Genomic DNA, 24642 nt, shown 5'->3' with positions numbered 1-24642 from the left:
CTACTGTTTCAGGAACTCCGCCAGCACGCGCCCGGTGTGCGAGCGCTCGCGCAGGCTCATGACGTGTTCCGGCGAGCCCTCGGCCACGAGCCGGCCGCCGCCCGTGCCGCCTTCCGGGCCCAGGTCCAGCAACCAGTCGGCTTCGGCGATCACGTCCAGGTTGTGTTCGATGACCACCACGGTGTTGCCCGCCTCGACCAAACGGTGCAGCACGTGGATGAGTTTTTCCACGTCGGCCATGGACAGGCCCACCGTGGGCTCGTCGAGCACGTAAAGGGTGTGCGGCACGCGCGAGGCCCGGCCGGTCTTGAGCAGGCCGTCGGTCAGCCGCGCCTTGGACAGCTCGGTCACGAGTTTGATGCGCTGCGCCTCGCCGCCGGACAGCGTGGGCGAAGGCTGGCCCAGCGTGAGATAGCCCAGGCCCACGTCCTGCATCAATTGCAGGGGGCGATGGATCTTGGGATGGGCCGCGAAATACGCCAGCGCGTCGTCCACTTCCAGGGCCAGCACTTCGCCCGCGTTCTTGCCGCGCATCTGCACCGACAGCGTATCGCTGTTGAAGCGCGCGCCGCTGCAGGCGTCGCAGGGCACCTTCACGTCGGGCAGGAAGTTCATCTCGATGGTGCGCATGCCCTGCCCTTCGCAAATGGGGCAGCGCCCGTCGCCGGTATTGAACGAGAAGCGGGCCGCCGTCCAGCCGCGCATGCGGGCCTCGCGGGTGTCGGCGAACTGCTTGCGCACGTCGTCCCAGAAGCCGACGTAGGTGGCGGGGCAGGAGCGCGGGGTCTTGCCGATGGGCGTCTGGTCCACTTCGAGCACGCGGTCGATGGCTTCCCAGCCGGTGATGCGCTCGCAGCCCGCCCAGGCCGGCGCCTTGCCCTGCGAGACGGCCTGCAGCAGGTTGTCGAGCAGCACTTCGCGCGCCAGCGTGGACTTGCCCGAGCCGGACACGCCCGTCACCACGCTGAGGCGGCCCACCGGAATGCGGGCGTCCACCTGGCGCAGGTTGTGCAGGCGGGCGCCCTCGATGCGGATCATGGGCGTGTCGGGCGCCACGGGGCGCCGGCCCTGCAGCGGGTGGCGCAGCGGATGCGCCAGGTAGCGGCCGGTGACGGATTCGGGCGTGGCGATCAGATCTTCGGCGCTGCCCTGCGCCACCACGCGGCCGCCGCGGATGCCCGCGCCGGGGCCGATGTCGATGATGTGCGAAGCGCGGCGGATGGTGTCGTCGTCGTGCTCCACCACCACCAGGGTATTGCCGTTGCCTTCCAGGCGCGCCAGCGCGTCGAGCAGGATGCGGTTGTCGCGCGGATGCAGACCGATGGTGGGCTCGTCCAGCACGTAGCACACCCCTTGCAGATTGGAGCCCAGCTGCGCGGCCAGCCGGATGCGCTGCGCTTCGCCGCCCGACAGCGTGGGCGCGGCGCGGTCCAGCGCCAGGTAGTCCAGCCCCACTTCCTGCATGAAATTGAGGCGGCCGCGGATCTCGGCCAGGATGTCGCGCGCGATCTCGCCCTCGCGACCGCGCGCCACCAGGCCGGTGAAGAAGGTATGCGCGTCGGAAACCGGCAGCGCCGCCAGTTCGGCGATGGAGCGGTCGCGCCAGCGCACGGCGCGGGCCACGCGGTTCAGGCGCTGGCCGTTGCAGTCGGGGCAGGTGCGCGCCTCGCCCTCGTACCAGGCGTTCCAGGCGGTTTCCTCGCCCGTCTGTTCTTCGTCGAAGCCTTGCAGCTGCAGGCCGGTGCCGAAGCACGAGGGGCACCAGCCGTGCTTGGAGTTGTACGAGAACAGGCGCGGATCCGGCTCGGGGAAGCTCGCGCCGCAGCAGGGGCAGGCGCGCTTGACCGAGAAATGCTGCTGCTGCAGGTCGCTGTCCAGCGCCTCGTGCAGCTTGTCCACGGGCCACACCGCCGACATCACGCCCTGGCCGTTTTCCAGCGCCCGCCGGACGGCGTCGCGCAGCGCGGCCTCGTTGGCGGGCTCGATCACCACGTCGGCCACCGGCAGCTCGATGGTGTGTTCTTTGTAGCGGTCCAGGCGGGGCCAGGGCGAGACGGGAATGAACCGGCCGTCCACCCGCAGGTGCGTGTGGCCCTTGCCGGCCGCCCACTTGGCCAGGTCGGTGTAATAGCCTTTGCGGGCGGTGACCAGCGGGGCCAGCAGGCCGATGTGCTCGCCCTTGCGCTCGCGCATCAGCCGCGCCACGATCTGGTCGGCGTTCTGCGGCTCCACCGGCACGTTGCAGTCGGGGCAGTACTGCGTGCCCAGCTTCACATACAGCAAGCGCAGGAAATGGTGGATTTCCGTCATTGTGGCCACGGTGGACTTGCGGCCGCCTCGGCTGGTGCGCTGCTCGATCGCCACCGTCGGCGGGATGCCGAAGATGGCGTCCACGTCCGGCTTGCCGGCCGGCTGCACAATGGCGCGCGCATAGGCGTTGAGCGACTCCAGGTAGCGCCGCTGGCCTTCGTTGAACAGGATGTCGAAGGCCAGCGTGGACTTGCCCGAGCCCGACACGCCGGTAATCACCGTGAACTTGTCGCGCGGGATTTCCACGCTGATGTTCTTCAGGTTGTGTTCGCGCGCATTGCGGATCTCGATGGCCCGCGCGTCCTGGCGGCGGCGCCGCATGAGCGATTGCAGCGGCGTGCCGGCCTGCGCCGCGTAGTCCGCGCGCGGCTCCTCGATGACCGCGGCCAGGCCGGCCTGCTCGGCTTCCTGGGCGTCGGCGTCGGTGCTCGCGACGATGCCGGCGGGCAGGATGCTGACTTCATAGTCGCGCAGCGCCGCGCCCGTGTGCGAGGCCGGGTTGTCCATCAGGTCGCGCGGGGTGCCCACGCCCACGACCTCGCCGCCCGCGTCGCCGCCCTCGGGCCCCAGGTCGATCAGCCAGTCGGCCGCGCGGATCACGTCCAGGTTGTGCTCGATGACGAGCAGCGTATGGCCGGCGGCCAGCAGCTTGCGGAAGGCGCGCATGAGCCGCGCCACGTCGTCGAAGTGCAGGCCCGTGGTGGGTTCGTCGAACAGGAACAGGCTGCCCTTCTTGGCGACCTTGGCCGTGGAGATGCCGCTGCGCGCGGCCTCGGCCAGGTGGCCGGCGAGCTTGAGCCGCTGCGCCTCGCCGCCCGAAAGCGTGGGCACGGGCTGGCCCAGCCGCACGTATTCCAGCCCCACGTCCGCCAGCGGCGCGAGCCCGGTCTGCACGTCGCGCAGACCCTTGAAGAAGTCCAGCGCCTCGCTCACCGTCATTTCGAGCACTTCGTCGATGGAGGCGCTCTTGCCCAGGTGCTCCACGCGCACCTCCAGCACCTCGGGCCGGAAGCGCTTGCCGTCGCAATCGGGGCAGCGCAGGTACACGTCGGAAAGAAACTGCATTTCCACGTGCTCGAAGCCGGTGCCGCCGCAGGTGGGGCAGCGGCCGTCGCCGCCGTTGAAGCTGAACGTGCCCGCCGTGTAGCCGCGCTCGCGCGCCAGCGGCGCCTGGGCGAACAGTTTGCGGATGGCGTCGAAGGCGCCCACGTAGCTGGCCGGGTTGGACCGCGTGGTCTTGCCGATGGGCGTCTGGTCCACCATGACCACGTCGGCGATCTGCTCGGCGCCCAGCAGGCGCTCGAACGGCCCGGGCGCTTCGGACGGCTTGCCCTTCTGCTTGAGCAGGGCGGGATACAGCACGTCCTGCACCAGCGTGGACTTGCCGGAACCGGACACGCCGGTCACGCAGACCAGCCGGCCCAGGGGCAGTTCGATGGAAACGTTCTTGAGGTTGTGGGCGCTCACGCCTTCCAGCACCAGGCGCGGGGTATTGCCGGCCACGGGCATGGGACGCGGCGCCTCCACGCGCTGCCGCCCGCCCAGGTAGTCGCCGGTGAGCGTGGCGGCGTTGCGCAGTTGCGCGGGCGTGCCGTCGAAGACAATGCGGCCGCCGCGCTCGCCGGGGCCCGGGCCGATGTCGATGATGCGGTCGGCCGCCACCATGACCTGCGGATCGTGTTCCACCACCACCAGCGTGTTGCCGGCGTTGCGCAGCCGGTGCATGACTTCCACCACGCGGTGCATGTCGCGCGGGTGCAGGCCGATGGAAGGCTCGTCGAGCACGAAAAGGGTGTTCACCAGCGAGGTGCCCAGCGCCGTGGTCAGGTTGATGCGCTGCACCTCGCCGCCGGACAGCGTGCGGCTCTGGCGGTCCAGCGTGAGATAGCCCAGGCCCACGTCGCAGAGGAACTTCAGCCGCGCGCGCACCTCGGTCATGAGGAGATCGGTGGCCGCGTCCAGCGCGCCGGTGAAGCGCAGCCGGTCGAAGAAGGCGCGCACCCGTTCGATGGGCAGCAGCATGACGTCGTGGATGGACAGGCCGTCCAGGTTGTCGAGCTGTTCGCGGCTCCATGCGGCGTGCACCGGCATGAAGCGCTTGTAGCGCCCGTCGTCCGGCGGCAGCACGGCGTCGGCTTCCGCCTTGTCGCCCAGCCGCCAGAGCAGGGCGTCGGGCTTGAGGCGGGCGCCGTTGCAGGCGGGGCAGGGCGTGTAGCTGCGGTATTTGGACAGCAGCACCCGCACGTGCATCTTGTACGCCTTGGTTTCGAGCCAGTCGAAGAAGCGCTGCACGCCGTACCACTGGTGTTTCCAGGCGTCGCTTCCGCCCTTCCAGTCGGGCGTGCCGTACAGCACCCAGCGCTTCTGCTCGTCGGTGAGGTGCTTCCAGGGCACGCCGAGCGGAATGCCGGCGCGCGGCGCGTACTTCTGCAGCTCGTCCTGGCATTCCTTGTAAGAGGGCGTCTGCCAGGGCTTGATGGCGCCCTCGAGCAGGGTCTTGTTCTCGTCCGGGATTACCAGGCCGAAGTCGATGCCGATCACGCGGCCGAAGCCGCGGCACGATTCACAGGCGCCCAGCGGCGAGTTGAAGGAGAAGCTGCTGGGCAGCGGGTCGGTGTATTCGATGTCGCAATCGGCGCAGTGCAGCCGGTCGCTGAAACGCCAGACCTGAGCGTCGCCGCCGTCCTCGCCCATGACGCGCACGGCCAGGTGGCCCGCGCCCATGCGCAGCGCGGTGTCCAGCGCCTCCATGACGCGTTCGCGCTCGGCGCCGGCGAAACGGAAGCGGTCCTGCACCACGTGCAGGATGCGGCGCTCCTCGCCGCCGCCCGACGCGCCCCTGGCCTTGCTCTTCTTGCCCGGCTTGCCGGCGGCGGGGCCGGGCGCGGCGGTTTCCTCGGCATGCACGCGCGTGTAGCCCTGCTGCTCCAGGAAGCCGCGCACTTCGTCTTCGGTGAAGTTGGCGGGCACCGCGATGGGGAAGGTGATGACCAGGCGCGGATCGCCCACGGCGGCGGCGCGCCCGGCCAGCGCGTGGAAAATGGAATCCGGCGTGTCGCGGCGCACCAGCCGGCCGCAGCCCCGGCAATAGAGCCGGGCGCCGCGCGCAAACAGCAGCTTGAGGTGGTCGTTCAGCTCGGTCATGGTGCCGACCGTGCTGCGCGAACTGCGCACCGGATTGGTCTGGTCGATGGCGATGGCCGGCAGGATGCCTTCGATGCGGTCGACCTGGGGCTTGTCCATGCGGTCCAGGAACTGGCGCGCATAGGGCGAGAAGGTTTCCACGTAGCGGCGCTGGCCTTCGGCGTACAGGGTGTCGAAGGCCAGCGAACTCTTGCCGGATCCCGACACGCCGGTTACCACCACGAGTTCACCGGTGGCGAGGGTAAGGTCCAGGTTCTTGAGATTGTTCTGGCGGGCGCCAACGATGCGGATTTCGGAGCTCATGGACGGTATCGTAGCCTGAGGATGGGACATGCCCCGCGCCAGGGCGGGCCCCTGGCGGCGTAGAGCGGCCTTGTGGAATAATCGCCTATATCGTGGGCAACTGTCCGTATTGTGGACAATTTCCATTGAGTAAGCTGTACAAATAAACAGTATCGCAGATTCGTCCGAAAAGCGGGTCAATTCCCTGGCGTCAATGCGGAATCCCGCGCTTCAAATAAACGGAGACACATCCTGGTCCGAAACCCCGCAGGCGGACATGGCGGCACGGCGTCACGCGGTGGACAATCTGGTGTGAACCGGCCGCCGCCGGAACGCTTGCGAGGATTTCCATGACTGCTGCCCCTTCCCCCCTGGCCTCCCGGATGTCCGCCCTGCTGGCGGCGCGGGTGGTGCCGGTGCTGCGCTATACCGACGCCGCCGCCGCGGCCTATGCCGCCGAAGTCGCCGTGACGGCGGGCTGCCCGGCGCTGGAACTCACCTGGACCATCCCCGGCGTGACGGATCTGCTGCGCGCTTTGCGCGACAAGCACGGTCCGCAATTGCTGCTGGGCGTGGGCACGGTGCTCGACGAGGCGCAGGCCCGCGAGGCGCTGGTGGCCGGCGCCGACTTCGTGGTGTCGCCGGCCGTGGCCGGCGAACTCGTGGAAATGGCGCACGCGGTCGACGCGCTCTGCATGCTGGGCGCGTTCACGCCCACCGAGGTGCTGGCCGCGCGCCGGGCGGGCGCCGATGTGGTGAAGCTATTCCCGGCCGAGTCCGCCGGCCCCTCGCACCTGGCCGCGCTGCGGTCGGTGTATCCGGACACGGTGTTCTGCCCCACGGGCGGGGTCACGGCCGCCAACATGGCGGGGTATTTCGCCGCCGGCGCGGGCCTGGTGGGCATCGGCGGCAACCTGTACGACAAGGCCGCCTTCGCCGCGCGCGACACGGCCGCGCTGGTGGCGCAGATCGTCCGCATCCGCGAGGCCGCCCATGCCTGACTTCGACATCATCGGACTCGGCGAGCCGCTCGTCGAACTCAACCAGGCGCGGCAGGAGCCGGGGCGTTATCTCCAGGGCTTCGGCGGCGACACCTCCAACACCGTCATCGCGGCGGCGCGCCAGGGCGCCCGCTGCGCCTACCTGACCCGGGTGGGCGACGACGCCTTCGGGGCGCAGTTCCGCGAACTCTGGCGGTCCGAAGGCGTGGACACCGCCGGCGTGCAGGTCGACGCGGACGCGCATACCGGCGTCTACTTCGTGCAGCATGGGCCCGAAGGCCATGCCTTCAGCTACCTGCGGCGCGGTTCGGCCGCCAGCCTCATGACCCCCGCGCTGCTGGAAAGCGGCCTGGTCGAACGCGCCCGCTACCTGCACGTCTCGGGCATCAGCCTGGCCATCAGCACCAGCGCCTGCGACACGGTGTTCGCCGCCATGGCGCGCGCCCGGGCGGCAGGCACGGCCGTCAGCCTGGATTCCAATCTCCGCCTGCGCCTGTGGCCGCTGGACCGGGCGCGCGCCATTCTGCGCGAGGCGCTGACCCGCGCCGACGTTTTCCTGCCCAGCATGGACGACATGCGCCACCTGACCGGCCACGAAGACCCCGAACGCACGCTGGACTGGATCCGCGAGGCCGGCGCCCCGGGCGTGGTGGTGCTGAAGCTGGGCCGCCATGGCGCGCTGCTCGACGAAGGCGGCGCGCGCGCCGCCGTTTCCGCGTTCAGGGTGGAAGCGGTGGACGCCACCGGGGCGGGCGACTGCTTCGCCGGCAATCTGCTGGCCCGGCGCTGCCGGGGCGACGCCTGGCCGGCCGCCGTGCGCTACGCCAATGCCGCGGCCGCCTTGTCCACGCTGGGCTACGGCGCGGTGGATCCCTTGCCCGGTCCGGCGGACGTGGCGCGCCTGCTGGCGGCGGGGACGGATGGCGGGTAGGGCCCGATTGGCGTTGCGGGCTGATTTCTGGCTACAATGCCAAGTTATCCAAATTTTCCGCCATGCGGTCAACGACGGGTCGGCACGGAAACTCGGCCAGGAAACTGCCGGACTTCCCGATGCGATCACGGTTGCGGTCGTGGGGAGCCCGTCAACACATTCAATACCGGATTCAATAGGAGAATCACATGGCTGAACGCAAACGCGTGCGTCGCAACACCCTGGAACGCCGTTGCCTGAGCAAGTCCTTCAAGCGCCTTTTCGTGACGGCGCCCAAGGGCGTGTTCAAGATGCTGGAAAAGATCAAGCGCGTCTGATTCTCGCGCCGATCCGAAGAAAACCGCGGGGCTTGCGCCTTCCGCGGTTTTTTTTACCCTGCCTTTTCATGTGCTTTCAGCCCTGGCCGCTGGCCGGGCCCAGCATGGGGCCGATGAAATCCATGAAGGCCCGCGTCTTGGCGGGCTGGATGCGCGACGGGTAGATCACGTAGATGGAAATGGGGTCCACCGACCAGCCAGGCAGCACGCGGCGCAGCGAGTTGCGCTGGATGATGGGGTCCAGCGCCTGGCAGTGCGGCATGCGCGTGATGGCCTGGTCCATGCCGGCCAGCGTGCCCGCGATGCTCATGTTGTTGGCGGCCAGGTGCCCGCTGACGGGCACCCGCTCCGTGACGGCGCCCTTTTTCAGGGTCCAGTACGAGTGTTCCTCGTCGATGGTGGTGCGCAGGCATTCGTGCCGGCTGAGATCCGAAGGCTGCTGCGGCTCGCCATGGCGCGCCAGGTAGCGGTCGGACGCATACAGGTAGTTTTCCAGCGTGACCAGCTTCTGCACCACCGCGCCGGGTGACGGGTTGAAGTCGTCATCGCGGCCGAACCGCAGCACTACGTCGAAGGGCGTGCCCTGCGCGTCGGAAGCGGTCAGCATGCTGAGGTCGAACTCGCACGCCACCTCGGGATAGCGTTCGGTGAAGTCGTTGAGGGTTTCGGGCAGCAGCCACATCGCGAGGCTGTAGGGCATGGACACCCGCAGCGTGCCCGACGGCCCGCCCGACAGCGCCAGCAGCTGCTCGTGTGCGAGCCGGGCCTCGTCGATCAGGCCCTGGCAGCGTTCCATGTAGGCCGCGCCGGCCTCGGTGAGATCCAGGCGCCGCGTATTGCGGTTGATGAGGCGCAGCCCGATGGCGCGCTCCAGTTCGCTGATGCGGCGCGACAAGGTGGAAGTGGGCATGTTCAGCGCGCGCGCGGCCCGGCTGAAGCTCTTGCGCTTGGCAACCTCTACGAACAAGGCGATGTCATTGAGCTGGACGGTCGAGGCTTCCATAGGCATCTCGGTTGGGGCCGCACGAGTTTACGCCACTTGGGCGCGTCGCCCAATGCGGCTGCCCGATGCGGCCGTGCCGGCCGGGCCCGCATCGGCCGGCGCGCCTTGTCAGATTTGATTGCAAATTCGGATTCCTTCTCATGGGTTCGCACAGGCATATACCCTACACTGCAGGCGAAAAACACCAAGAACCAAGACCACAGCGGTTCCGCGGAATCGCAAGGGGCACGGCAGGCATGACTGATTCAGCAATTTTCTTCACCGTTCTCACGCCGACCTATAACCGGGCGGCCACCTTGCTCCGGGTGTATGAATCGCTGTCGCGCCAGACCTGCCGGGCCTTCGAATGGGTGGTGGTCGACGACGGCTCCACCGACAACACCCATGCCGCCGTGCTCGCCTGGCAGGCGCAGGCGGACTTCCCCATCCGCTACGTGTGGCAGAACAACCAGCACAAGAAAACGGCGTTCAACCGCGGCGTGCGCGAAGCGCGCGGCCAGCTGATCGTGGGGCTGGACAGCGACGACGAAATGCCGCCCGACGCGCTGGAGATCTTCAGGAAAGCCTGGGAGTCCATTCCCGCCGGCCGCCGCGACGCCTACGTGGCCGTCACCGGCCTGTGCGCGCGCCCCGACGGCTCCATCGTGGGCGACCGCTACCCGCAGGACGTGCTCGACAGCACCGCCGTGGACGTGTATTTCCGTTATCGCGTCAAGGGCGAGAAATTCGGCTGCATGCGCACCGACGTGCTGCGCCGCTTTCCGTTTCCCGAGGACGTGGCCGGCTTCGTGCCCGAAAGCCTGGTCTGGTGGGCCATCGCGCGCGCCGGCTACCTGAGCCGCTTCATCAACCAGGTGGTGCGCGTCTATCACGACACCCCGGGCGGCCTGAGCCGCAGCGCGGTGTCGGTGGGCAACAACGCGCAGGGCCTGTATCTGCTGGCCTGGGACATGCTCCAGCACCATCTGGCGTTCTTCCGCTACCGGCCGCGCGAGTTCCTCATGGCCGCCGCGCGCTATACGCGGTTCCGCCTGCATCTCAAGAATTCGGGCCTGCCCACCACCGCGCTCAAGGCCTACCGCCTCACCAACAAGGTGGGCAGGCTGATGGTGGCCCTGATGTGGCCGCTGGGCTACGCCCTGTACCGCCGCGACCGCCGCCGCGGCGTGGTCTGAACGGCCCGCTCCGGCAGGCGGGTCAGGCCCTTTGTTCCGCTTGCGCGCCGGCGTGCCCGAGGCCCAGGTAGATTTCCACCACGCGCGGATCGCGCGCGACCTCGCGGGCCGGGCCTTCCAGCGTGACGGCTCCCATCTCCAGCACGTAGGCGTGGTCCGCCACCTGCAGGGCGGCGCGCGCGTTCTGCTCGATGAGCAGAATGGACACGCCCATTTCGCGCAGCCGCGCCACGATGCGGAACACTTCCCGCACGATGCGCGGCGCCAGTCCCAGGCTGGGCTCGTCCAGCATGAGCAGGCGGGGCTTGGCCATCAGGGCGCGGCCCACCGCCAGCATCTGGCGCTCGCCGCCCGACAGCGTGCCCGAAAGCTGGGCGCGCCGCTCCCGCAGGCGCGGAAACAGCGCATACACCTCGTCCAGGGTGCGGTCCTGGTCGCGCAGGCCGCGCCGGTAGCGGTCGAAGGCGCCCAGCAGCAGGTTGTCCTCCACCGTCATTTCGGCGAACAGTTCGCGCTTTTCGGGCACCAGGTTCATGCCGGCGGCCACCATCTCCTCGATCTCGGCATGCTCGTGGCGCCTGCCGCCGAAGACGATCGCGCCGGTGGACGGCAGCACACCCATGATGGCCGACAGCAGCGTGGTCTTGCCGGCGCCGTTGGGGCCGATCACCGTCACGATCTGCCCCTCGCCCACCGCGAGGCTCACGCCCGAAACCGCCTCGACCTTGTCGTAGGCCACGCGCAGGTCGCGCACTTCCAGCAATGTCGCCGTCATTCCTCGTCCACTCCGCCCAGATAGGCTTCCAGTACCGCCGGGTTGTTCTGGATTTCCGACGGCGAGCCTTCGGCGATCTTCTCGCCGAAATCCATGACCGCCACGCGGTCGGCCATGCCCATCACGAAATCCATGTCGTGCTCCACCAGCAGAATGGCCATGCCTTCGGCGCGCAGCTTGCGCAGCAGCTCGCCCAGCTCGCGCTTTTCCTGATAGCGCAGTCCCGCGGCCGGCTCGTCCAGCAGCAGGATGCAGGGGTCCGAGGCCAGGGCCCGCGCGATTTCCAGGATGCGCTGCTGTCCCAGCGCCAGCGATCCCGCTTCGTCGTGCAGGTGCCCGCCCAGGCCCACGCGCTCGATCTGGCGCGCCGCCTCGGCCAGCAGGCGCGCTTCCTCGGCGCGGTCCAGCCGCCACGACGCCGCCATGACGCCGCGATGGCCGCGCAAGTGCGCGCCGATGGCCACGTTCTCGAGCACGCTCATGCGGCCCAGCAGCCGCACGTGCTGGAAGGTGCGCGACAGCCCCAGCCGCGCGCAGCGCCGCGCGCCGGCGCCCGCCACCTCGTGGCCCAGCAGGGCGACCCGGCCCGAGGTGGGCGTGTCCACGCCCGAGATCTGGTTGAACATGGTGCTCTTGCCCGCGCCGTTAGGGCCGATGAGCGCCAGGATCTCGCCCGCCCGGATTTCCAGGTTCATGGCGTTGTTGGCCACCAGGCCGCCGAAGCGGCGCGTGACGTCCACGGCCTTGAGCACCACCTCGCCGCGCGGCGGCATGGTCCGGCGCGGCAGCGGCTCGGCCTGCATGTCCACCTGGCGTGGCTTGCGGCGCACCGGCGCCAGGCGAGCCAGCACCGGCCACAGCCCGCGCCGCGCGCGGTGCAGCAGCAGCACCATGCCGAAGCCGAACACGATGATCTCGAAGTTGCCGCTCTGGCCGAGCAGGCCGGGCAGCAGGTCTTGCAGCCACTGCTTGAGGACGGTGAACACGCCCGCGCCCACCAGCGCGCCCCAGACCTGCGCCGCGCCGCCGATGACGGTCATGAACAGGTACTCGATGCCCATCTGCAGGCCGAACGGGTGGGGATTCACGAAGCGCTGCATGTGGGCGTACAGCCAGCCCGAGGCGCAGGCCTGCAGCGCCGCCAGGACGAAGATCACCATGCGCGAGCGCGCCGTGTCCACGCCCATGGATTCCGCCATGACCCGTCCGCCCTTGAGTGCCCGGATGGCCCGGCCCTCGCGGGAGTCCAGCAGGTTCTGCGTGCACCAGACCGCCACCAGCAGGAAGGCCCAGATCAGATAGTAGATGTGATCGCCCTGCGTGAGCGGCGTCCCGAACACGCGGATGGGCGGAATGTCGGGGATGCCGGTGTGCCCGCCCAGCCCCTCCACCGAGCCGAAGGCGTAGTAGAGCGACAGGCCCCAGGCAATGGTGCCCAGCGGCAGGAAATGGCCGGACAGCCGCAGCGTGATGGCGCCCAGCAGATAGGCCAGCGCCAGCGTCAGCGCCAGGCCGGCCAGCAGGGCCAGCCAGGGAGAGGCGCCCAGCCAGCCCAGCCAGGCGGGCAGCGCGTCGGCGCGCGTGGTGAGCACGGCCGTGGTGTAGGCGCCCACGCCCACGAAGGCGGCCTGGCCGAAGCTCGTCAGGCCGCCCACGCCCGTCAGCATCACCAGCCCCAGCGCCACCAGGGCGTACAGGCCGATGTAGTTGAGCAGCGTTACATAGAACGGCGGCAGCGCCAGCGGCGCGACGGCCAGCAGGGCCAGGAAAACGACGAGGATGTGGCGGGGGCTCATTCGTCTTCTTCCTCGACGTGATGGCTTTTCAGGGAGCGCCAGAGCAGCACCGGAATGATCAGCGTGAAGACGATGATTTCCTTGTAGGTGCTGGCCCAGAAAGAGGAGAACGATTCGATCAGGCCCACCAGCACCGCGCCGCCGGCCGCCAGCGGATAGCTGACCAGCCCGCCGATGATGGCGCCCACGAAGCCCTTGAGGCTGACCAGGAAGCCCGAGTCGAAATACACGGTGGTGATGGGGGCGATGAGTATGCCCGACACGGTGCCGATCAGGGCGGCCAGGAAAAAGGTGGCCTTGCCCGCGAATACCGGCGAGATGCCCATGAGACGCGCGCCGAGCCGGTTGTACGCGGCGGCGCGCAGCGCCTTGCCGTACATCGAACGTTCGAAGAACACGTACAGCACCAGGATGAGCAGCGCCGACACGGCCACCACCCATAGCGCCTGGCTGTTGAGGTTGACCGGCGCCAGCGCGAAGCTGGCCTCGCTGAAGGGCGCGGTGCGCGCGCCCTCGGCGCCGAAGAAATACAGGCCCAGGCCCACCAGCGCCAGGTGCACGGCGATGGACACGATGAGCAGCACCAGCGTGGAGGCGCCGGCGATGGGCTGGTAGAACAGGCGGTAGAGCTGCGGGCCCATGGGCACGACCAGCAGCAGCGTGAGCAGCGCCTGCGCCGCCATCGGGAGCCGGGCCAGCGGAAGGCGGTACATCAGCGCGGCCAGCGCCAGCGGGTAGGCGATCCTGGCGGCCATGCGCCACGCGCCGCGCGCGCGTCCGGGGCGCTTGCGGCGCGCCGCCAGGTCGGCCGCCACCTCGGCCACGGCGAAGGCGAGCAGCAGCCACACCAGGGCCACGGGCTTGCCGGCCTGGATGGCCGCCATGCCCAGCGCGCCATAGGCGACGAACTCGCCCTGCGGGATGAACAGGACGCGGGTAACGGTGAAGACGAGCAGGATGGACAGGGCCAGCAGCGCGTAGATGGCGCCGTTGGTGATGCCGTCCTGTCCGAGTATCAGGGCGATCTGAGCATTCATGCGGCATTCCGGGTAGAACGGACGGGGGCATCAGGCGGCCGGCCCCCGCATGCACGAGGCGCCCCGCCAGCGGGATGCCGCGGAGCCGGCTCTGCCGGTCCGCAGGCATGCCCCGAGGAGGGGGAAGCGCGCGGCGCTGCGGGGGCGGACCTCACTGCGCCAGCGTCCAGTTGCCGTTCTTCACGGTGATGAGTTCGCGGCCGCGCTCGTCGAAGCCGCTGTGGTCGGCCGGCGTCATGTTGTAGACGCCCTGCGTGCCCACCAACTCCCTGGTCTGTTCCAGCGCGTCGCGCAGCGCGCTGCGGAACTCCTTGGTGCCCGGCTTGCCGGCCTTCTCGGCCTTGGGCACGGCCTGCTCCAGGAGCAGGCCGGCGTCGTAGACGTTGGCGCCGAAGGTGGCGGGCTTGGAGCCGTTGAGCTTCTCGTAGGCCGCGATGTAGTTGCTGGCCACTTTCTTGGAGGGGTTGCTGTCGGGCACTTCGGGCAGCACCAGCATCAGGCTGGCCGCCAGGATGGTGCCCTCGACCTTCTTGCCGCCCAGCTTGAGGAAATCGGGCAGCGCGGCGCCATGGGTCTGGTAGAACTTGCCCTTGTAGCCCTGGTCGTACAGCGTGGCCTGCGGCAGCACGCTGGCCGCGCCGGGCGCCGCCACCAGCACCGCGTCGGGCCTGGCCGCGAGGATCTTCAGCGCCTGGCCCGTTACCGAGCTGTCGTAGCGCAGGTAGCGCTCGTTGGCCGTGATCTTGATGCCTTTCTCGGCCGCCATGCCCGAGAACACCTTGTACCAGTTTTCGCCGTAGGGATCGTTCAGGCCGATGAAGCCCACGGTCTTGATGCCCGTCTTGGCCATGTGGTCGACCAGCGCGCGGGCGATGATGTCGTCGTTCTGCGTGGTCTTGAAGACCCACTTCTTCTGGTCGTTCATGGGCAGCACCACGGCCGCCGTGCCCACGGGGGCCAGCATGGGCACGCCGGCCTCGGCGGCGAACTGGATGACGCCCATGGCGTTGGGCGAGCCCGAGGGGCCGATCAGCGCGTCCACGTTCTGCTCGCTGATGAGCTTCTTGAAGGCTGTGACCGAGTTGGTCGAGTCGCTGGCGTCGTCCAGCGAGATGTATTCCACGGTGATGTCGCCGATTTTCCTGGGCAGCAGCGGCACCGAGTTTTTCTGCGGAATGCCCACCAGGGCCGTGGGGCCGGTGGACGAGGTGACGACGCCCACCTTCATCTGCGCCAGGGCGGGCATGGCGCAGAGGGCGGCGACCGCGGCGGCGGCGAGGGAGAGCTTCTTCGACAGCATGGCAAATCCTCCGAACAGGGAGCTGGGTGGATACGGCTGGACTACGGAGAAAACAGACTGCGGGGGGCGGCGGCACAGCACTGTAGACGCGCGCCGCGCGCTTACCTATCCGTCAAAACCCGCAATCGGGTCTTTCAGATGGTGATGGAGCCGACGCTGGCGCCGCCGCAGACGAACAGCGTCTGGCCGGTCACGAAGCTGTTGGCCGGATCGGCGAAGAACATCACGGCGCGGGCCACGTCGTCGGCGCGGCCCAGGCGTTTGACGGGAATGCCGTCGGCCAGTTTCCGCTCGCGCTCGCTGCCGGGCTCGATGACCTCGTAGAACATGTCGGTCTGGATGGGGCCGGGCGCGACCACGTTCACGGTGATGCCGTCCGCCGCCAGTTCCAGCGCCCAGGTGCGCGCCATGCCCAGCATGCCCGCCTTGGTGGCCGAATATGCGGTGCGCGTGGGCAGGCCCAGCGCGCCGCGCGAGGACATGAGCACGATGCGGCCGAACTTGCGCTCGCGCATGCCGGGCAGCGCGGCCTGCACCAGGCTGATGGCCGCGCCCAGGTGCAACTGCGTGAGTCCGTGCAGATCTTCCTGCGTGACCTCGGGCAGCAGCTTGGGCCAGATCACGCCGGCGTTATGGATGATGTGGCTGACCGGATGCCGCCGCGCCGCCTCTGCCGCCGCCTGCGCGGTGGCCTGCGCGTCCAGCAGGTCAACCTGCATGGACGACAGCCGCGGATGGCTGAATTCAGGCGCGCGACGCGCCAGCGACACCACTTCGTACCCCGCCTCCAGCAAGCTGCGGCAAATCTCCGCGCCGATGCCCGCGCTGCCGCCGGTAACGATCGCCGTCTGCAATTTCCCCATGGCGTTTCCCTTGTCTGTCATTGTCAATCTTTTCCTATATGTCGAAGCGGGGCCCTACCCCGAGGGGGCGGCGCATAACGCTTCGGGGGAGTCACACCGTCAGCGCCAGCACGCGCAGCGGGCTGCCCGAGCCCTTGCGGATCTTCAGCGGCGCGGAGAACACCACCGCGCCGGTGGGCGGAAGCTGGTCCAGGTTGGTCAGGCATTGCAGGCCGTAGCGGTTGTTGCCGTGCATGTAGTAATGGCAGGGGTAGGGCGGGTCCAGGTGCTGGGCCTGCCCGGCGTCGGTGCCCACCGATTCGGTGCCGAAGCCGTGCACGTCGCGTTCGCGGATGAGCCAGGGCACGACCTCGGCGTCGGGGCCCGGGGAATGGGCGCCGTCCTCGCGCATGTTGAGATACTCGGCGGGCTTGGCGCGCTTGGACCAGTCGGTGCGCATCAGCACCCACGAGCGCGGCGGGATGCGCCCGTGGCGCTCCTCCCATTCGCGCACATAGTCGATGGTGAGCAGGAAGTCGGGGTTGTCGCGCGCCGGCTCCGAGCAGTCGATGACGCAGGCGCCGGCGATGAAGGCTTCGACCGGGATGGTGTCCACGGTATTGTCGGGCTGGTCCTTGCCGGTGATCCAGTGCGCGGGCGCGTCGAAGTGCGTGCCAGTGTGTTCGGAGCAGGAGAAGTTGTTCCAGTACCAGCCCGGGCCTCGCTCGTCGTAGCGCGAGATCTCCTCGATGCGGAAGGGCCAGGCCTGGCCGAACTCCGGCGGCAGCACGATGGTGGGGAACTCCGGCGTCAGGGTTTCCGTCAGGTCCACCAGGCGGATGCTTCCGGATGCCAGCTCGGCCAGGAATTGGGTCAGGATGTTCGGGCTCATGCGTGGATCTCCTCGGGGTTGCGGGCAGGCGGCGCGGCGCGCCTTCACTGCCCCAGTTCGCGTTCCAGTCCTTTGGGGTTTTCGGCCAGGCGGGCGCGGAACTCCTGCGCCACGTCGCCCACGTACACGTCTTCCAGGCCGTCGCGCAGCGCGCGCACGATGGCGCCGGCCAGGGCGGCGGGCGCCACGCGCGGCGGCGGCGTGCGCTGTTCCCACTTATGGTCCAGCGGACCGGGAAACACGTTCACCACGCGCACGCCCGCGGCGCGCATTTCGGCGCGCAGGCATTGCGCCAGCGACAGCGCGGCGGCCTTGGAGGCCGACCACATGCCGCGCGCGGGCAGGTTCACGTGCGCGTAGATCGAAAGCACGTTCACCCAGGCCGCCGCGTTGTTCACGCCGTCGGCGGCGCGGGCGCACAGGGCCGGGCCGAAGGCCTGGGCCAGCCGCGCCAGGCCCAGCACGTTCACGTCCAGCGCGTCGCGCGCGGTATTGACGTCTTTGCGGTGGAGCAGGCCGCCCTCGCGCTCGAAGTCGGCGGTGTTGACCAGGATCTCCACCTTGCCGCCGATGGACGCCGCCACACGCTCCACCGAGTCGGTGTCGGTTACGTCCAGGGCCACGGCCTGGACGCGGGCCTCGGCCGCCAGCGCGTCGAACGCCGCGTCGCGCCGCCAGGGTTGCGGATCGCCCAGGAACACGGCGGGGCTGCCCGCGTCCAGCAGGGCGCGCGCCACGGCCTGGCCGACCGCCGACTTCCCGTCGGTGACCAGGGCGCGGCGGAACTTGGGATCGCACGAAGTCTCGCGCAGGGTCTTGTCGTCTTCCATATGGGGCGTGCTCCGTTCGGGCAGGGCGATCATCACGGCCTGGCCGCTGCGGTCCAGTTTCAGCGCCAGGCGCACGCGCGCGCCGTCGGCGCAATCCTGGTGCACGTGGGCCACGACCGAAGGGCCGGCGTCCATGCGCACCGTGCCCACGCGCCAGGGCAGGCGTTCGCGGAAATACAGGTCGTTGCTGTGATGCAGGGTGGTGCTGGCCAGCAATACGCCCAGGGGCGACACCGGCTTCCACGACAGCCGTTCTGACAGGCAGCGGCCGCACACCTCGCGCGGCGGGTACTGCACGGCGGCGCACTCGGCGCACACCTGCAGCGCGAAGCGGCCCTCGGCGGCGGCGGCCGTCAGGCCCAGCGCGCGCCGGCTGCGCGAGCCGGGCGGCAGCGTGGGCTGCCGCGTGCGGGCCACGGGGTTCTTGCGCGGCGGGGGAGACAAAGGTCGGGTCATGCGTCGCTCCGCGCCAGCACGGCCGCGGCCGTGCACAGGCCCCGGTCGTAGTTGATCATGCCGAATCCGCTCACCATGCCGAGGCGGGCGTCCGGCACCTGTGTGCCGCCCGCCGTGCCGGAAAGCTGCCTCAGCGCCTCCACCAGTCCCAGATAGCCGCCGGCGGCGCCGGCCTGGCCCACCGAGAGCTGGCCGCCGTTGGTGTTGAACGGAAAACTGCCGCCAATCGTGAAATCGTGGCCGCGCACGAAGGCAGGCGCCTCGCCCTTGCGGCAGAAGCCCAGGTCTTCCATCTGCATCAGGTTGATGACGGGGTAGTCGTCGTAAGCCTGCAGGAAGTCCATGTCCGCGGGCTGCGTGCCGGACTGCCCGTACAGCTCGTCCACGTCCATGGTCCAGCCGCCGCGGGTCTGGATGGGGTCGTCGATCCAGGCGTTGTGCCGTTCGATGGTGGAGAGGATGCGCACATGCGGCAGGCCCAGCGCCCGCGCGCGCGCCGCTTCCATGACCAGGAAGCCGTCCGCGCCGGCGCAGGGCATCACGCAGTCGAACAGGTGGATGGGGTCGGCGATGACGCGCGCGTCCAGGTATTGCCGCAGCGTCAGCGGCTTCTTCATGAGCGCGTGGGGATAGCGCAGGGCGTTCTCGCGCTGCGCCACGCACACTTTGCCGAAATCCTCGCGGGCGGCGCCGGTGGCGCGCATGTAGTTGGCCGTCAGCAGCGCGAAGCTGGCGTTCGGCCCGCCCGCGCCATACGGATACACCGCGTCCTGCGCAAAGCGCGAGAACTGGCTGACCGTGTTGCGGAACGAGTCGACGTGGTTGGTGTCTCCCGCGATGCAGGCGACGACCGCGGCGTCGCCGGCCTGCACGGCCCGCGCGGCGCGCCGCAGCGCGACCACGCCGCTGGCCCCGCCCATCGGAATGTGGTCCAGCCAGCGCGGCGTCATGCCCAGGTGCTGCGCCAGGCCCACCGCGGTGTCGGGGGCGAGCGTGAAGCTGGATACGCACATGCCGTCGACTTCTTCCTTGCGCAGGCCGGCGCCGCGCACCAGCGCGCCCAGCGCGCGCCCCAGCCACCAGTGCGCCGCGTGCGTGCTGTAGCGCTGATAGGGAACCGAGACGGGCAGCGCCGCCACGATCCCGTCATAGCCCCGCCGGCCCATCAGGCGTTCCTCCGTTTCATGGCGCAGGTGTCCACGCAGTGCGGCGTGCCGGGCAGCGTGGGCGCGAGCGCCTTCATCTCGCCGCGCTGGATCTTGTTGGTGGTGGTGAGCGGCAGGGCATCCACGAACGCCACATAGCCGGGCGCCTTGTAATAGGCGAGCTGGGCCAGGCTCCACTGCACGATGCCGCGCGCCGCCTCTTCGCGCGCGGCGGGGTCGGGCAGCGGCCGTTCAGGCACCACGCAGGCCAGCACCTCGTCGCCGCGCACCGCGTCGGGCACGGCGGCCACGGCCACGGCCTTCACCATGGGGTGCTGCATGAGCACGCTTTCCACCTCCACGGCCGAGATGTTCTCGCCGCTGCGGCGTATCACGTTCTTCTTGCGGTCCACGAAGCGCAGCGCGCCGTCGGTCTCGCGCCGCACGATGTCGCCGGTATGGAACCAGCCGCCTTCCCAGGCCTCGTCGGTGGCGGCCGGGTCCTTGAGGTAGCCGGCGAAGAAGCCGTAGCGCGGATCGTCGCCCGCGTGGCGCACCAGCAGCTCGCCTTGTTCGCCCACGGGCGCGTCGGCGCCCTCGTCGGTCACGATGCGCACCTGCACGTCGTTTTCCTCGCGGCCGAAGCAGCTGCTGCCAATGTGGCGCGGTTCGCGGTTGGCGATGATGACCGCGCCCGCGCCCGTCTCCGTCATGGCCCAGGCCTCCAGCAGCGGAAAGCCGAAGCGCTCCTCGAAGGGACGGTGCAGCTTGCGGTCCACGCCCGCGCCGAAGCCGAAGCGGATGGCGGGCTGCCGGTCGTCCGGCGCGGGCTCGGCCTTCATGAGGATGGCGGGCATGACGCCCAGGTAATGCAGCACGGTGGCGCGCGAGGCGCGCACGCTGTCCCACCAGGTTTTGGGATGGAAACGGTCGAGCGGAATCAGGCAGCCGCCGGTCAGCACCATGGCCATGGCGGAGTAGGCCATGGCGTTCATGTGCACCAGCGGCAGGGGCGTGATCATGCGCTCCTGCCCGGGCCGCAGCTCGGCCAGGCCGCCGATGCGCGCATACCAGCCGCCCGCGTGCAGGAAATAGCGGTTGGGCAGGATGCAGCCCTTGGGGCGGCCGGTGGTGCCGGAGGTGTAGAGCAGCGCGCACTCGGTCAGCTCGCCCGGCGCGGACCCCGCCAGCGGCGCGGCGAAGGGGGCGGGCGGGGGCGCGTCGTCCGGCCCCATGACGGCCAGCGGCCGGCCGGCGCGCGCGGCCGCGTCGCGCAGCTCGCCGTGGCGCGCGGGCAGGGCCACGGCCAGCGCGATCTCGGAATGGCCCGCCAGGTATTCCAGCTCGGCGGCGCGCAGGTCGGGGTTGATGGGCACCACCGACACGCCCAGCGCATTGAGCGCGAACCAGTGCAGGAAGAAGGCCGGGCGGTTCTCCAGCAGCAGTCCGGCGCGGTGGCCGTGGCCGTAGCCGGCGCGGGCATAGGCGAGCTTCAGCGTTTCGATGGCCGCCGCCGCCCCGGCGTAGCCGATCTCGCCCGCGGCGACGCCGTAGGCGCCGGCGGTCTCGGGCAGAATGCAGAGAAACGGGTTCTGTCCGCAGCGGGCCGCGGTGTCGAGGAATGCCTGATAAACCGTCGCGCTCACGAGCCGCTCCTACATGAACAATTGGATGTTGCCGAACGCGGCGTCGCAGTTGACCAGGTCCACGCGCTTGAGGCGGATGCGCAGCCGGCCGTCCTGTTCCACCAGATGGTGCGTGGCCCAGCCCGCGTACAGCGTCTGGCTGTCGCCGCGCGTTTCCACGTAATGGAAGGCGGCGCGCACCACATGCCGCCCCTCGGCGGGCGCGGCCTCGGGATGGCCGGTTTCCACGGTGGGCGCCTGCAGCAGGTGGTGGCTGCGGCTGCGCGGCTGCTGCGAGAAGGTGCGCTGCCCCGCCAGCCGCTCCACGCGCACGCGCAGCAACAGCTTGTCTTCGTACATGAGCGAAGCGTGCAGGCGCGGGTCCGTCTGTCCATGCGCCAGCGGCATCCAGTAATAGCCGTCATCGGTAAAGAGGTCCAGCCATTCCTCGAAGCGCTGTTCGTCCAGCATGCGCGCTTCGGCATACACGAAATCGATCAGGTCGCGGTCGCTAGCGCTCATGCGGGGCTCCTTCGGACGTGGCGAGGCTGCCGGCGTCGGCGGCGGTCATGTAGCGGCCCCAGGCGCGGTACTGGTTGCGCATCTGCCATTCGTTGGTGCCGTTGGTGACGACGTTCTTGCGGTCCAGCTCGGCGGGGTCGTACAGCCGGCCCACGTTCACCCATTCGCGGGCGCGCGAATGCAGGCCGTCCTGCGCGCGCTCGTACATCTCGAGGTCGTCGTGCCCCACCACGGAGGTGGGCGCGTTGATGAGCCGGTTGTACATGAGGGTGCGTTCCAGCAGCAGGTCGGGCGCGCCCACCAGGCGAAAGGTCCACGATTCCACCAGCGTGCGGTCGGCGGCGAGCGGCTTGAAAACGCGCAGGGTCTGGATGGGACCCTTGACCATGATGTTGGGGAAGTACACCGTGTTGTGGCGCACGTCGCCCAGGATCTGCCCCGCGCGCGCTTCGCCGTAGGCGGCGACCATGGCCTCCCAGTAGCCCGGAATGCCGGAGTACGAGGCGTGGATGGAATCCGAGACGCCGGTGTGTCCGTGGCCGTTTTCCCAGACGCGTATGCCCATGTTCTCGAAGAACTCGTAGGGCGAGATGAAGGGCGCGAACAGCTCCACCGCCATGGGTTTGGGGGTGCCGGGCGGCGCCTGTTCCCAGACCTTGACCGCGGTGCCGGCGGAAGATTCGTGCGCCACCATGGGATGGCAGGTGTCGGTCTGGTTGTCCACCAGCATCTTCCAGTTGCAGCGGTGCATGTAGCGCAGCACGCCGCCGGCCACCTCCAGCCTGCCTTCCGGAGAGCGATCCACCATATTGTCCAGGGTGGAGAGCGATTCGCCGAAGAAGTCCTCGAACGACTGCCCCACCGGGTTCAGCCGGCAGAACACGAAACCGCGGTAGTTGCGCACGTCGGCCACGGCCGCCATGCCCCGGCTGGCCTCGCACTGCTCCAGCCCGGTGTTCTCGTAGCCCTTCTTGAGCGGAATGGACAGCAGGCTGCCGTCGGTCTTGAAGGTCCAGGCGTGGTAGGGGCAGCGGAAGAACTTGCCGGTGTTGCCGCAGGGGTCGCCGGCGACCATGGTGCCTTTGTGCGGACAGCGGTTGTGCAGCACGCGGACCGAGCGGTCGCCGTGGCGCACCATCACCACGGGCTGATTGCCCACGGTGGTGGTGATGTAATCGCCGGGGTTCGGCACCTGGCTGTCATGGCCCACGTACACCCAGGTATTGGCGTACAGGCGTTCCATCTCCAGCTCGAACAGCTCGGGGTCGATGAACAGGTCTTTGTGGACCTCGGTTTCGCGCAGCAGCGCGCGGATCGCGTCGGGGTTGTCGCGGTATCTGGCCATGGTCGCTTCCTTATCGGTACAGGCCCTACAGATCCAGCACCAGGCGCGCCGACTTGGCGCGCGAGATGCAGATCTGGATGAGTTTTCCGCTCGCCTTTTCGGTGTCGGAAAGGTAGTAGTCGCGGTGGTCGGGCTCGCCTTCCAGCACCGTGGCCTGGCAGACGCCGCATTCGCCGCGCTTGCAGTCGTACATCGGATCGCAGCCGGCTTCCTCCATGACTTCCAGGATGGTCTTGTCGGCGGGAACGACGAGCACGCGCCCGGCCTGGCGCAGCTCCACCTCGAACGGCCGGTCGCCGGCCCGCGGGGCGGCGGCGCTGAACAGTTCGAAATGCACGTGCGCGTCGGGCCAGTGGCGGGCCCTGGCGCCCTGGATGACGGCGTCGATCAGGCCCTTGGGGCCGCAGACGTAGAGGTGTTGGCGCGGCGAGGCGCCGTCCAGCAGCGCGCCCAGGTCGAAACAGGTGGCGGGGTCGTCGTCCGCGTGCACCGTCATGTCCGCGCCGGCCAGCGCCTGCAGTTCGGGCAGGAAGGCCAGCTGGCCGGCGCTGCGGCCGCAATAGTGCAGGTGGAAGGCGCGGCCCGCCGCCCTGAGCGCGGCGGCCATCGAAGCCACCGGCGTGATGCCGATGCCGCCCGCGATGAGGAGGACGGGTTCCTCGCCCGACGGGGCTTCGTGCAGGGGGAAGTCGTTGTGCGGGCCTTCCACGCTGATCGCGTCGCCGGCCGACAGCCCGTGCATGTGGCGCGAGCCGCCCGCGCTGGGGTCTTCCAGCCGCACGCCCAGCCGGTATTCCTGCGGGGCGGCGAAGCGCGCCGCATCGGGGGCGAGCTGCACCAGCGAATAGCAGCGCGGCTCGGCCAGGCCGGGCACGGCCACCTTGACGTGGGCGCCCGGGCCGAAGCCCGGCAGGGGGCCGCCGTCCTCGCGCGCCAGCCGCAGCGAGCGGATGAGGGGGGATTCCTGCCGCACTTCGCGGACGATGAGCTTGAGGGTATGCACGGCGTCGTCTCTTCCGGATGGGTTCTGTGTCGGCTCAGGCGGCCAGTTTCTCGGCGGCCAGCCGTTCCAGCGGGCCGCATTTCTCGTTCGCCAGGGCGGTTTCGCGGAGTTCGCGCAGCGTGGCCGCCGCATCGGGACGGCCCGCCAGCCTGGCGGCCGCATCGAGCAGCACGCGGAACTTGCCGCCGCCGCGCGCGTGCGTGTCGCTGTAGCCCTTGACCAGGCGGCGGCATTTCAGCGTTTCCACCGCCAGCGCGTAATCCTGCGGCGCGAGCCGCGCCACCAGGTCGAGCCACTGTTTCAGGCTGGCCATCTCCGCCTGGTGGCGCAGGGTGCGGCGGCGCAGGCGGCGCATGCCCGCCAGGGCGTACAGCATGAGGAACCCGCCCAGCGTGCCGCTTTGCAGCCGGCGGCCCTTGGCCAGCCGGCGCTGCACGAAGCCGCCGAAAGTCCGGGAACCTTCGAGCCAGCGTCCCAGGCCCGCCGGCAGCGTGCCGCAGATTTCCTCGAGGCGGGGATGCACGAATTCGGTGGTGTAGACGAGCTGGCCGGGCTGCGCGCCGACTTCGCCGCGCACGCGCTCGAAGCGCGAGCCGCGCGTTTTCAGGTCGGCCACCCGGATCACGTCGTCGTAGGCCATGGCCGTGGCCACATAGCGCGCCGCCGCCTCGGTGAGCGCCCATTGCCCGGCCTCGCCGCCATGCCGCTCGTCCAGGTCGCGCAGCGCCTTCACCCGGCGCAGGTACTCTTCGGCGTAGGCCGGATCCTGGAATTCGATCTGGCGCTGCACGCCGGCCACCAGCAGCGGCTGCGCACAGGACGGGAAATCGCGCCGGATGACGTCCAGCAGCGCCTGGGCGCGCGGGCTGGCCGCCCGTTCGGGCACCGCCGGCACGGGGCGCGACAGGTCG

Annotated in this window: 19 protein-coding genes; 4 read left to right on the top strand and 15 right to left on the bottom strand. The window is 69.6% G+C overall.

All coding sequences use genetic code 11. The features are described from left to right. Window positions 1-5757, bottom strand: a complete 5757-nt coding sequence (gene uvrA / locus NGJ44_RS11270) for an excinuclease ABC subunit UvrA (RefSeq protein ID WP_251863953.1) — start codon at window positions 5755-5757, stop codon at window positions 1-3. 329 nt (window positions 5758-6086) lie between these two features. Between uvrA and NGJ44_RS11265 the strand changes: the two genes are divergently transcribed. From NGJ44_RS11265 to NGJ44_RS23120, 3 genes are all read left to right on the top strand, one after another. Next, window positions 6087-6737: a bifunctional 4-hydroxy-2-oxoglutarate aldolase/2-dehydro-3-deoxy-phosphogluconate aldolase gene (locus NGJ44_RS11265; protein WP_251863952.1), complete on the top strand. Its 651-nt coding sequence runs from the start codon at window positions 6087-6089 to the stop codon at window positions 6735-6737. Beyond that, on the top strand, window positions 6730-7668 hold the full coding sequence (locus tag NGJ44_RS11260; protein WP_251863951.1) for a sugar kinase: 939 nt from the start codon (window positions 6730-6732) through the stop codon (window positions 7666-7668). Before NGJ44_RS11265 ends, NGJ44_RS11260 begins: the two co-directional genes overlap by 8 nt. Window positions 7669-7856: 188 nt before the next feature. Continuing rightward, window positions 7857-7985: a hypothetical protein gene (locus NGJ44_RS23120; RefSeq protein WP_255352297.1), complete on the top strand. Its 129-nt coding sequence runs from the start codon at window positions 7857-7859 to the stop codon at window positions 7983-7985. Between the two features lie 76 nt (window positions 7986-8061). Here NGJ44_RS23120 and NGJ44_RS11255 read toward each other — a convergent pair whose 3' ends face one another. Then, the gene (locus NGJ44_RS11255; RefSeq protein ID WP_251863950.1) at window positions 8062-8988 is read right to left on the bottom strand and encodes a LysR family transcriptional regulator; all 927 of its coding nucleotides are present in this window, start codon (window positions 8986-8988) and stop codon (window positions 8062-8064) included. A 236-nt stretch (window positions 8989-9224) separates the two neighbouring features. On the opposite strand from NGJ44_RS11255, the gene NGJ44_RS11250 reads away from it, so the two are divergent. Then, entirely contained in the window at window positions 9225-10163 is a 939-nt protein-coding gene (locus NGJ44_RS11250; protein ID WP_053246787.1) for a glycosyltransferase family 2 protein, read from the top strand. A 22-nt stretch (window positions 10164-10185) separates the two neighbouring features. Here NGJ44_RS11250 and NGJ44_RS11245 read toward each other — a convergent pair whose 3' ends face one another. The 13 genes from NGJ44_RS11245 to NGJ44_RS11185 form a co-directional block, all read right to left on the bottom strand. Further along, complete coding sequence (locus tag NGJ44_RS11245; RefSeq protein ID WP_053246786.1) at window positions 10186-10938, bottom strand: ABC transporter ATP-binding protein; 753 nt, start codon at window positions 10936-10938, stop codon at window positions 10186-10188. Then, the gene (locus NGJ44_RS11240; RefSeq protein ID WP_251863949.1) at window positions 10935-12734 is read right to left on the bottom strand and encodes a branched-chain amino acid ABC transporter ATP-binding protein/permease; all 1800 of its coding nucleotides are present in this window, start codon (window positions 12732-12734) and stop codon (window positions 10935-10937) included. Before NGJ44_RS11240 ends, NGJ44_RS11245 begins: the two co-directional genes overlap by 4 nt. Beyond that, the gene (locus NGJ44_RS11235; RefSeq protein WP_251863948.1) at window positions 12731-13771 is read right to left on the bottom strand and encodes a branched-chain amino acid ABC transporter permease; all 1041 of its coding nucleotides are present in this window, start codon (window positions 13769-13771) and stop codon (window positions 12731-12733) included. Before NGJ44_RS11235 ends, NGJ44_RS11240 begins: the two co-directional genes overlap by 4 nt. Window positions 13772-13922: 151 nt before the next feature. Further along, window positions 13923-15071 (bottom strand): ABC transporter substrate-binding protein, encoded by a 1149-nt coding sequence (locus NGJ44_RS11230; protein WP_053246497.1) that lies wholly within the window; start codon window positions 15069-15071, stop codon window positions 13923-13925. A gap of 134 nt (window positions 15072-15205) precedes the next feature. Then, window positions 15206-15934, bottom strand: coding sequence for an SDR family NAD(P)-dependent oxidoreductase (locus tag NGJ44_RS11225; RefSeq protein ID WP_053246500.1), 729 nt, complete (start codon window positions 15932-15934; stop codon window positions 15206-15208). A gap of 91 nt (window positions 15935-16025) precedes the next feature. Then, window positions 16026-16805 (bottom strand): cyclase family protein, encoded by a 780-nt coding sequence (locus NGJ44_RS11220; protein ID WP_053246498.1) that lies wholly within the window; start codon window positions 16803-16805, stop codon window positions 16026-16028. A gap of 44 nt (window positions 16806-16849) precedes the next feature. After that, window positions 16850-18091: an SDR family NAD(P)-dependent oxidoreductase gene (locus NGJ44_RS11215; RefSeq protein WP_251863947.1), complete on the bottom strand. Its 1242-nt coding sequence runs from the start codon at window positions 18089-18091 to the stop codon at window positions 16850-16852. Next, entirely contained in the window at window positions 18088-19257 is a 1170-nt protein-coding gene (locus tag NGJ44_RS11210) for a thiolase family protein (protein WP_251863946.1), read from the bottom strand. Before NGJ44_RS11210 ends, NGJ44_RS11215 begins: the two co-directional genes overlap by 4 nt. Continuing rightward, window positions 19257-20882, bottom strand: a complete 1626-nt coding sequence (locus NGJ44_RS11205) for an AMP-binding protein (RefSeq protein ID WP_251863945.1) — start codon at window positions 20880-20882, stop codon at window positions 19257-19259. The genes NGJ44_RS11210 and NGJ44_RS11205 overlap by 1 nt, the downstream gene beginning before the upstream one ends. Window positions 20883-20891: 9 nt before the next feature. Further along, on the bottom strand, window positions 20892-21383 hold the full coding sequence (locus tag NGJ44_RS11200) for an aromatic-ring-hydroxylating dioxygenase subunit beta (protein ID WP_053246404.1): 492 nt from the start codon (window positions 21381-21383) through the stop codon (window positions 20892-20894). Continuing rightward, a complete protein-coding gene (locus NGJ44_RS11195) occupies window positions 21373-22728 on the bottom strand; it encodes an aromatic ring-hydroxylating dioxygenase subunit alpha (RefSeq protein WP_053246403.1) in 1356 nt (451 codons plus the stop codon). Before NGJ44_RS11195 ends, NGJ44_RS11200 begins: the two co-directional genes overlap by 11 nt. Before the next feature lie 25 nt (window positions 22729-22753). After that, a complete protein-coding gene (locus NGJ44_RS11190) occupies window positions 22754-23731 on the bottom strand; it encodes a PDR/VanB family oxidoreductase (protein WP_251863944.1) in 978 nt (325 codons plus the stop codon). 34 nt (window positions 23732-23765) lie between these two features. After that, a partial coding sequence (locus NGJ44_RS11185) for a DUF6537 domain-containing protein (protein WP_353506953.1) occupies window positions 23766-24642 on the bottom strand: 877 nt, incomplete at its 5' end.

It is taken from the genome of Achromobacter sp. Marseille-Q4962 (assembly GCF_943737005.1).
GTDB lineage: Bacteria > Pseudomonadota > Gammaproteobacteria > Burkholderiales > Burkholderiaceae_B > Achromobacter.
The sequence above is the reverse complement of the archived record's forward strand: the minus strand, read 5'-3'. Positions and strand labels throughout refer to the sequence as shown.

Excerpts from the sequence above, each read along its gene's own strand:
- uvrA (WP_251863953.1), bottom strand. The coding sequence starts at position 5,757 with ATGAGCTCCGAAATCCGCATCGTTGGCGCCCGCCAGAACAATCTCAAG.
- NGJ44_RS11265 (WP_251863952.1), top strand. The coding sequence starts at position 6,087 with ATGACTGCTGCCCCTTCCCCCCTGGCCTCCCGGATGTCCGCCCTGCTG.
- NGJ44_RS11260 (WP_251863951.1), top strand. The coding sequence starts at position 6,730 with ATGCCTGACTTCGACATCATCGGACTCGGCGAGCCGCTCGTCGAACTC.
- NGJ44_RS23120 (WP_255352297.1), top strand. The coding sequence starts at position 7,857 with ATGGCTGAACGCAAACGCGTGCGTCGCAACACCCTGGAACGCCGTTGC.
- NGJ44_RS11255 (WP_251863950.1), bottom strand. The coding sequence starts at position 8,988 with ATGGAAGCCTCGACCGTCCAGCTCAATGACATCGCCTTGTTCGTAGAG.
- NGJ44_RS11250 (WP_053246787.1), top strand. The coding sequence starts at position 9,225 with ATGACTGATTCAGCAATTTTCTTCACCGTTCTCACGCCGACCTATAAC.
- NGJ44_RS11245 (WP_053246786.1), bottom strand. The coding sequence starts at position 10,938 with ATGACGGCGACATTGCTGGAAGTGCGCGACCTGCGCGTGGCCTACGAC.
- NGJ44_RS11240 (WP_251863949.1), bottom strand. The coding sequence starts at position 12,734 with ATGAGCCCCCGCCACATCCTCGTCGTTTTCCTGGCCCTGCTGGCCGTC.
- NGJ44_RS11235 (WP_251863948.1), bottom strand. The coding sequence starts at position 13,771 with ATGAATGCTCAGATCGCCCTGATACTCGGACAGGACGGCATCACCAAC.
- NGJ44_RS11230 (WP_053246497.1), bottom strand. The coding sequence starts at position 15,071 with ATGCTGTCGAAGAAGCTCTCCCTCGCCGCCGCCGCGGTCGCCGCCCTC.
- NGJ44_RS11225 (WP_053246500.1), bottom strand. The coding sequence starts at position 15,934 with ATGGGGAAATTGCAGACGGCGATCGTTACCGGCGGCAGCGCGGGCATC.
- NGJ44_RS11220 (WP_053246498.1), bottom strand. The coding sequence starts at position 16,805 with ATGAGCCCGAACATCCTGACCCAATTCCTGGCCGAGCTGGCATCCGGA.
- NGJ44_RS11215 (WP_251863947.1), bottom strand. The coding sequence starts at position 18,091 with ATGACCCGACCTTTGTCTCCCCCGCCGCGCAAGAACCCCGTGGCCCGC.
- NGJ44_RS11210 (WP_251863946.1), bottom strand. The coding sequence starts at position 19,257 with ATGGGCCGGCGGGGCTATGACGGGATCGTGGCGGCGCTGCCCGTCTCG.
- NGJ44_RS11200 (WP_053246404.1), bottom strand. The coding sequence starts at position 21,383 with ATGAGCGCTAGCGACCGCGACCTGATCGATTTCGTGTATGCCGAAGCG.
- NGJ44_RS11195 (WP_053246403.1), bottom strand. The coding sequence starts at position 22,728 with ATGGCCAGATACCGCGACAACCCCGACGCGATCCGCGCGCTGCTGCGC.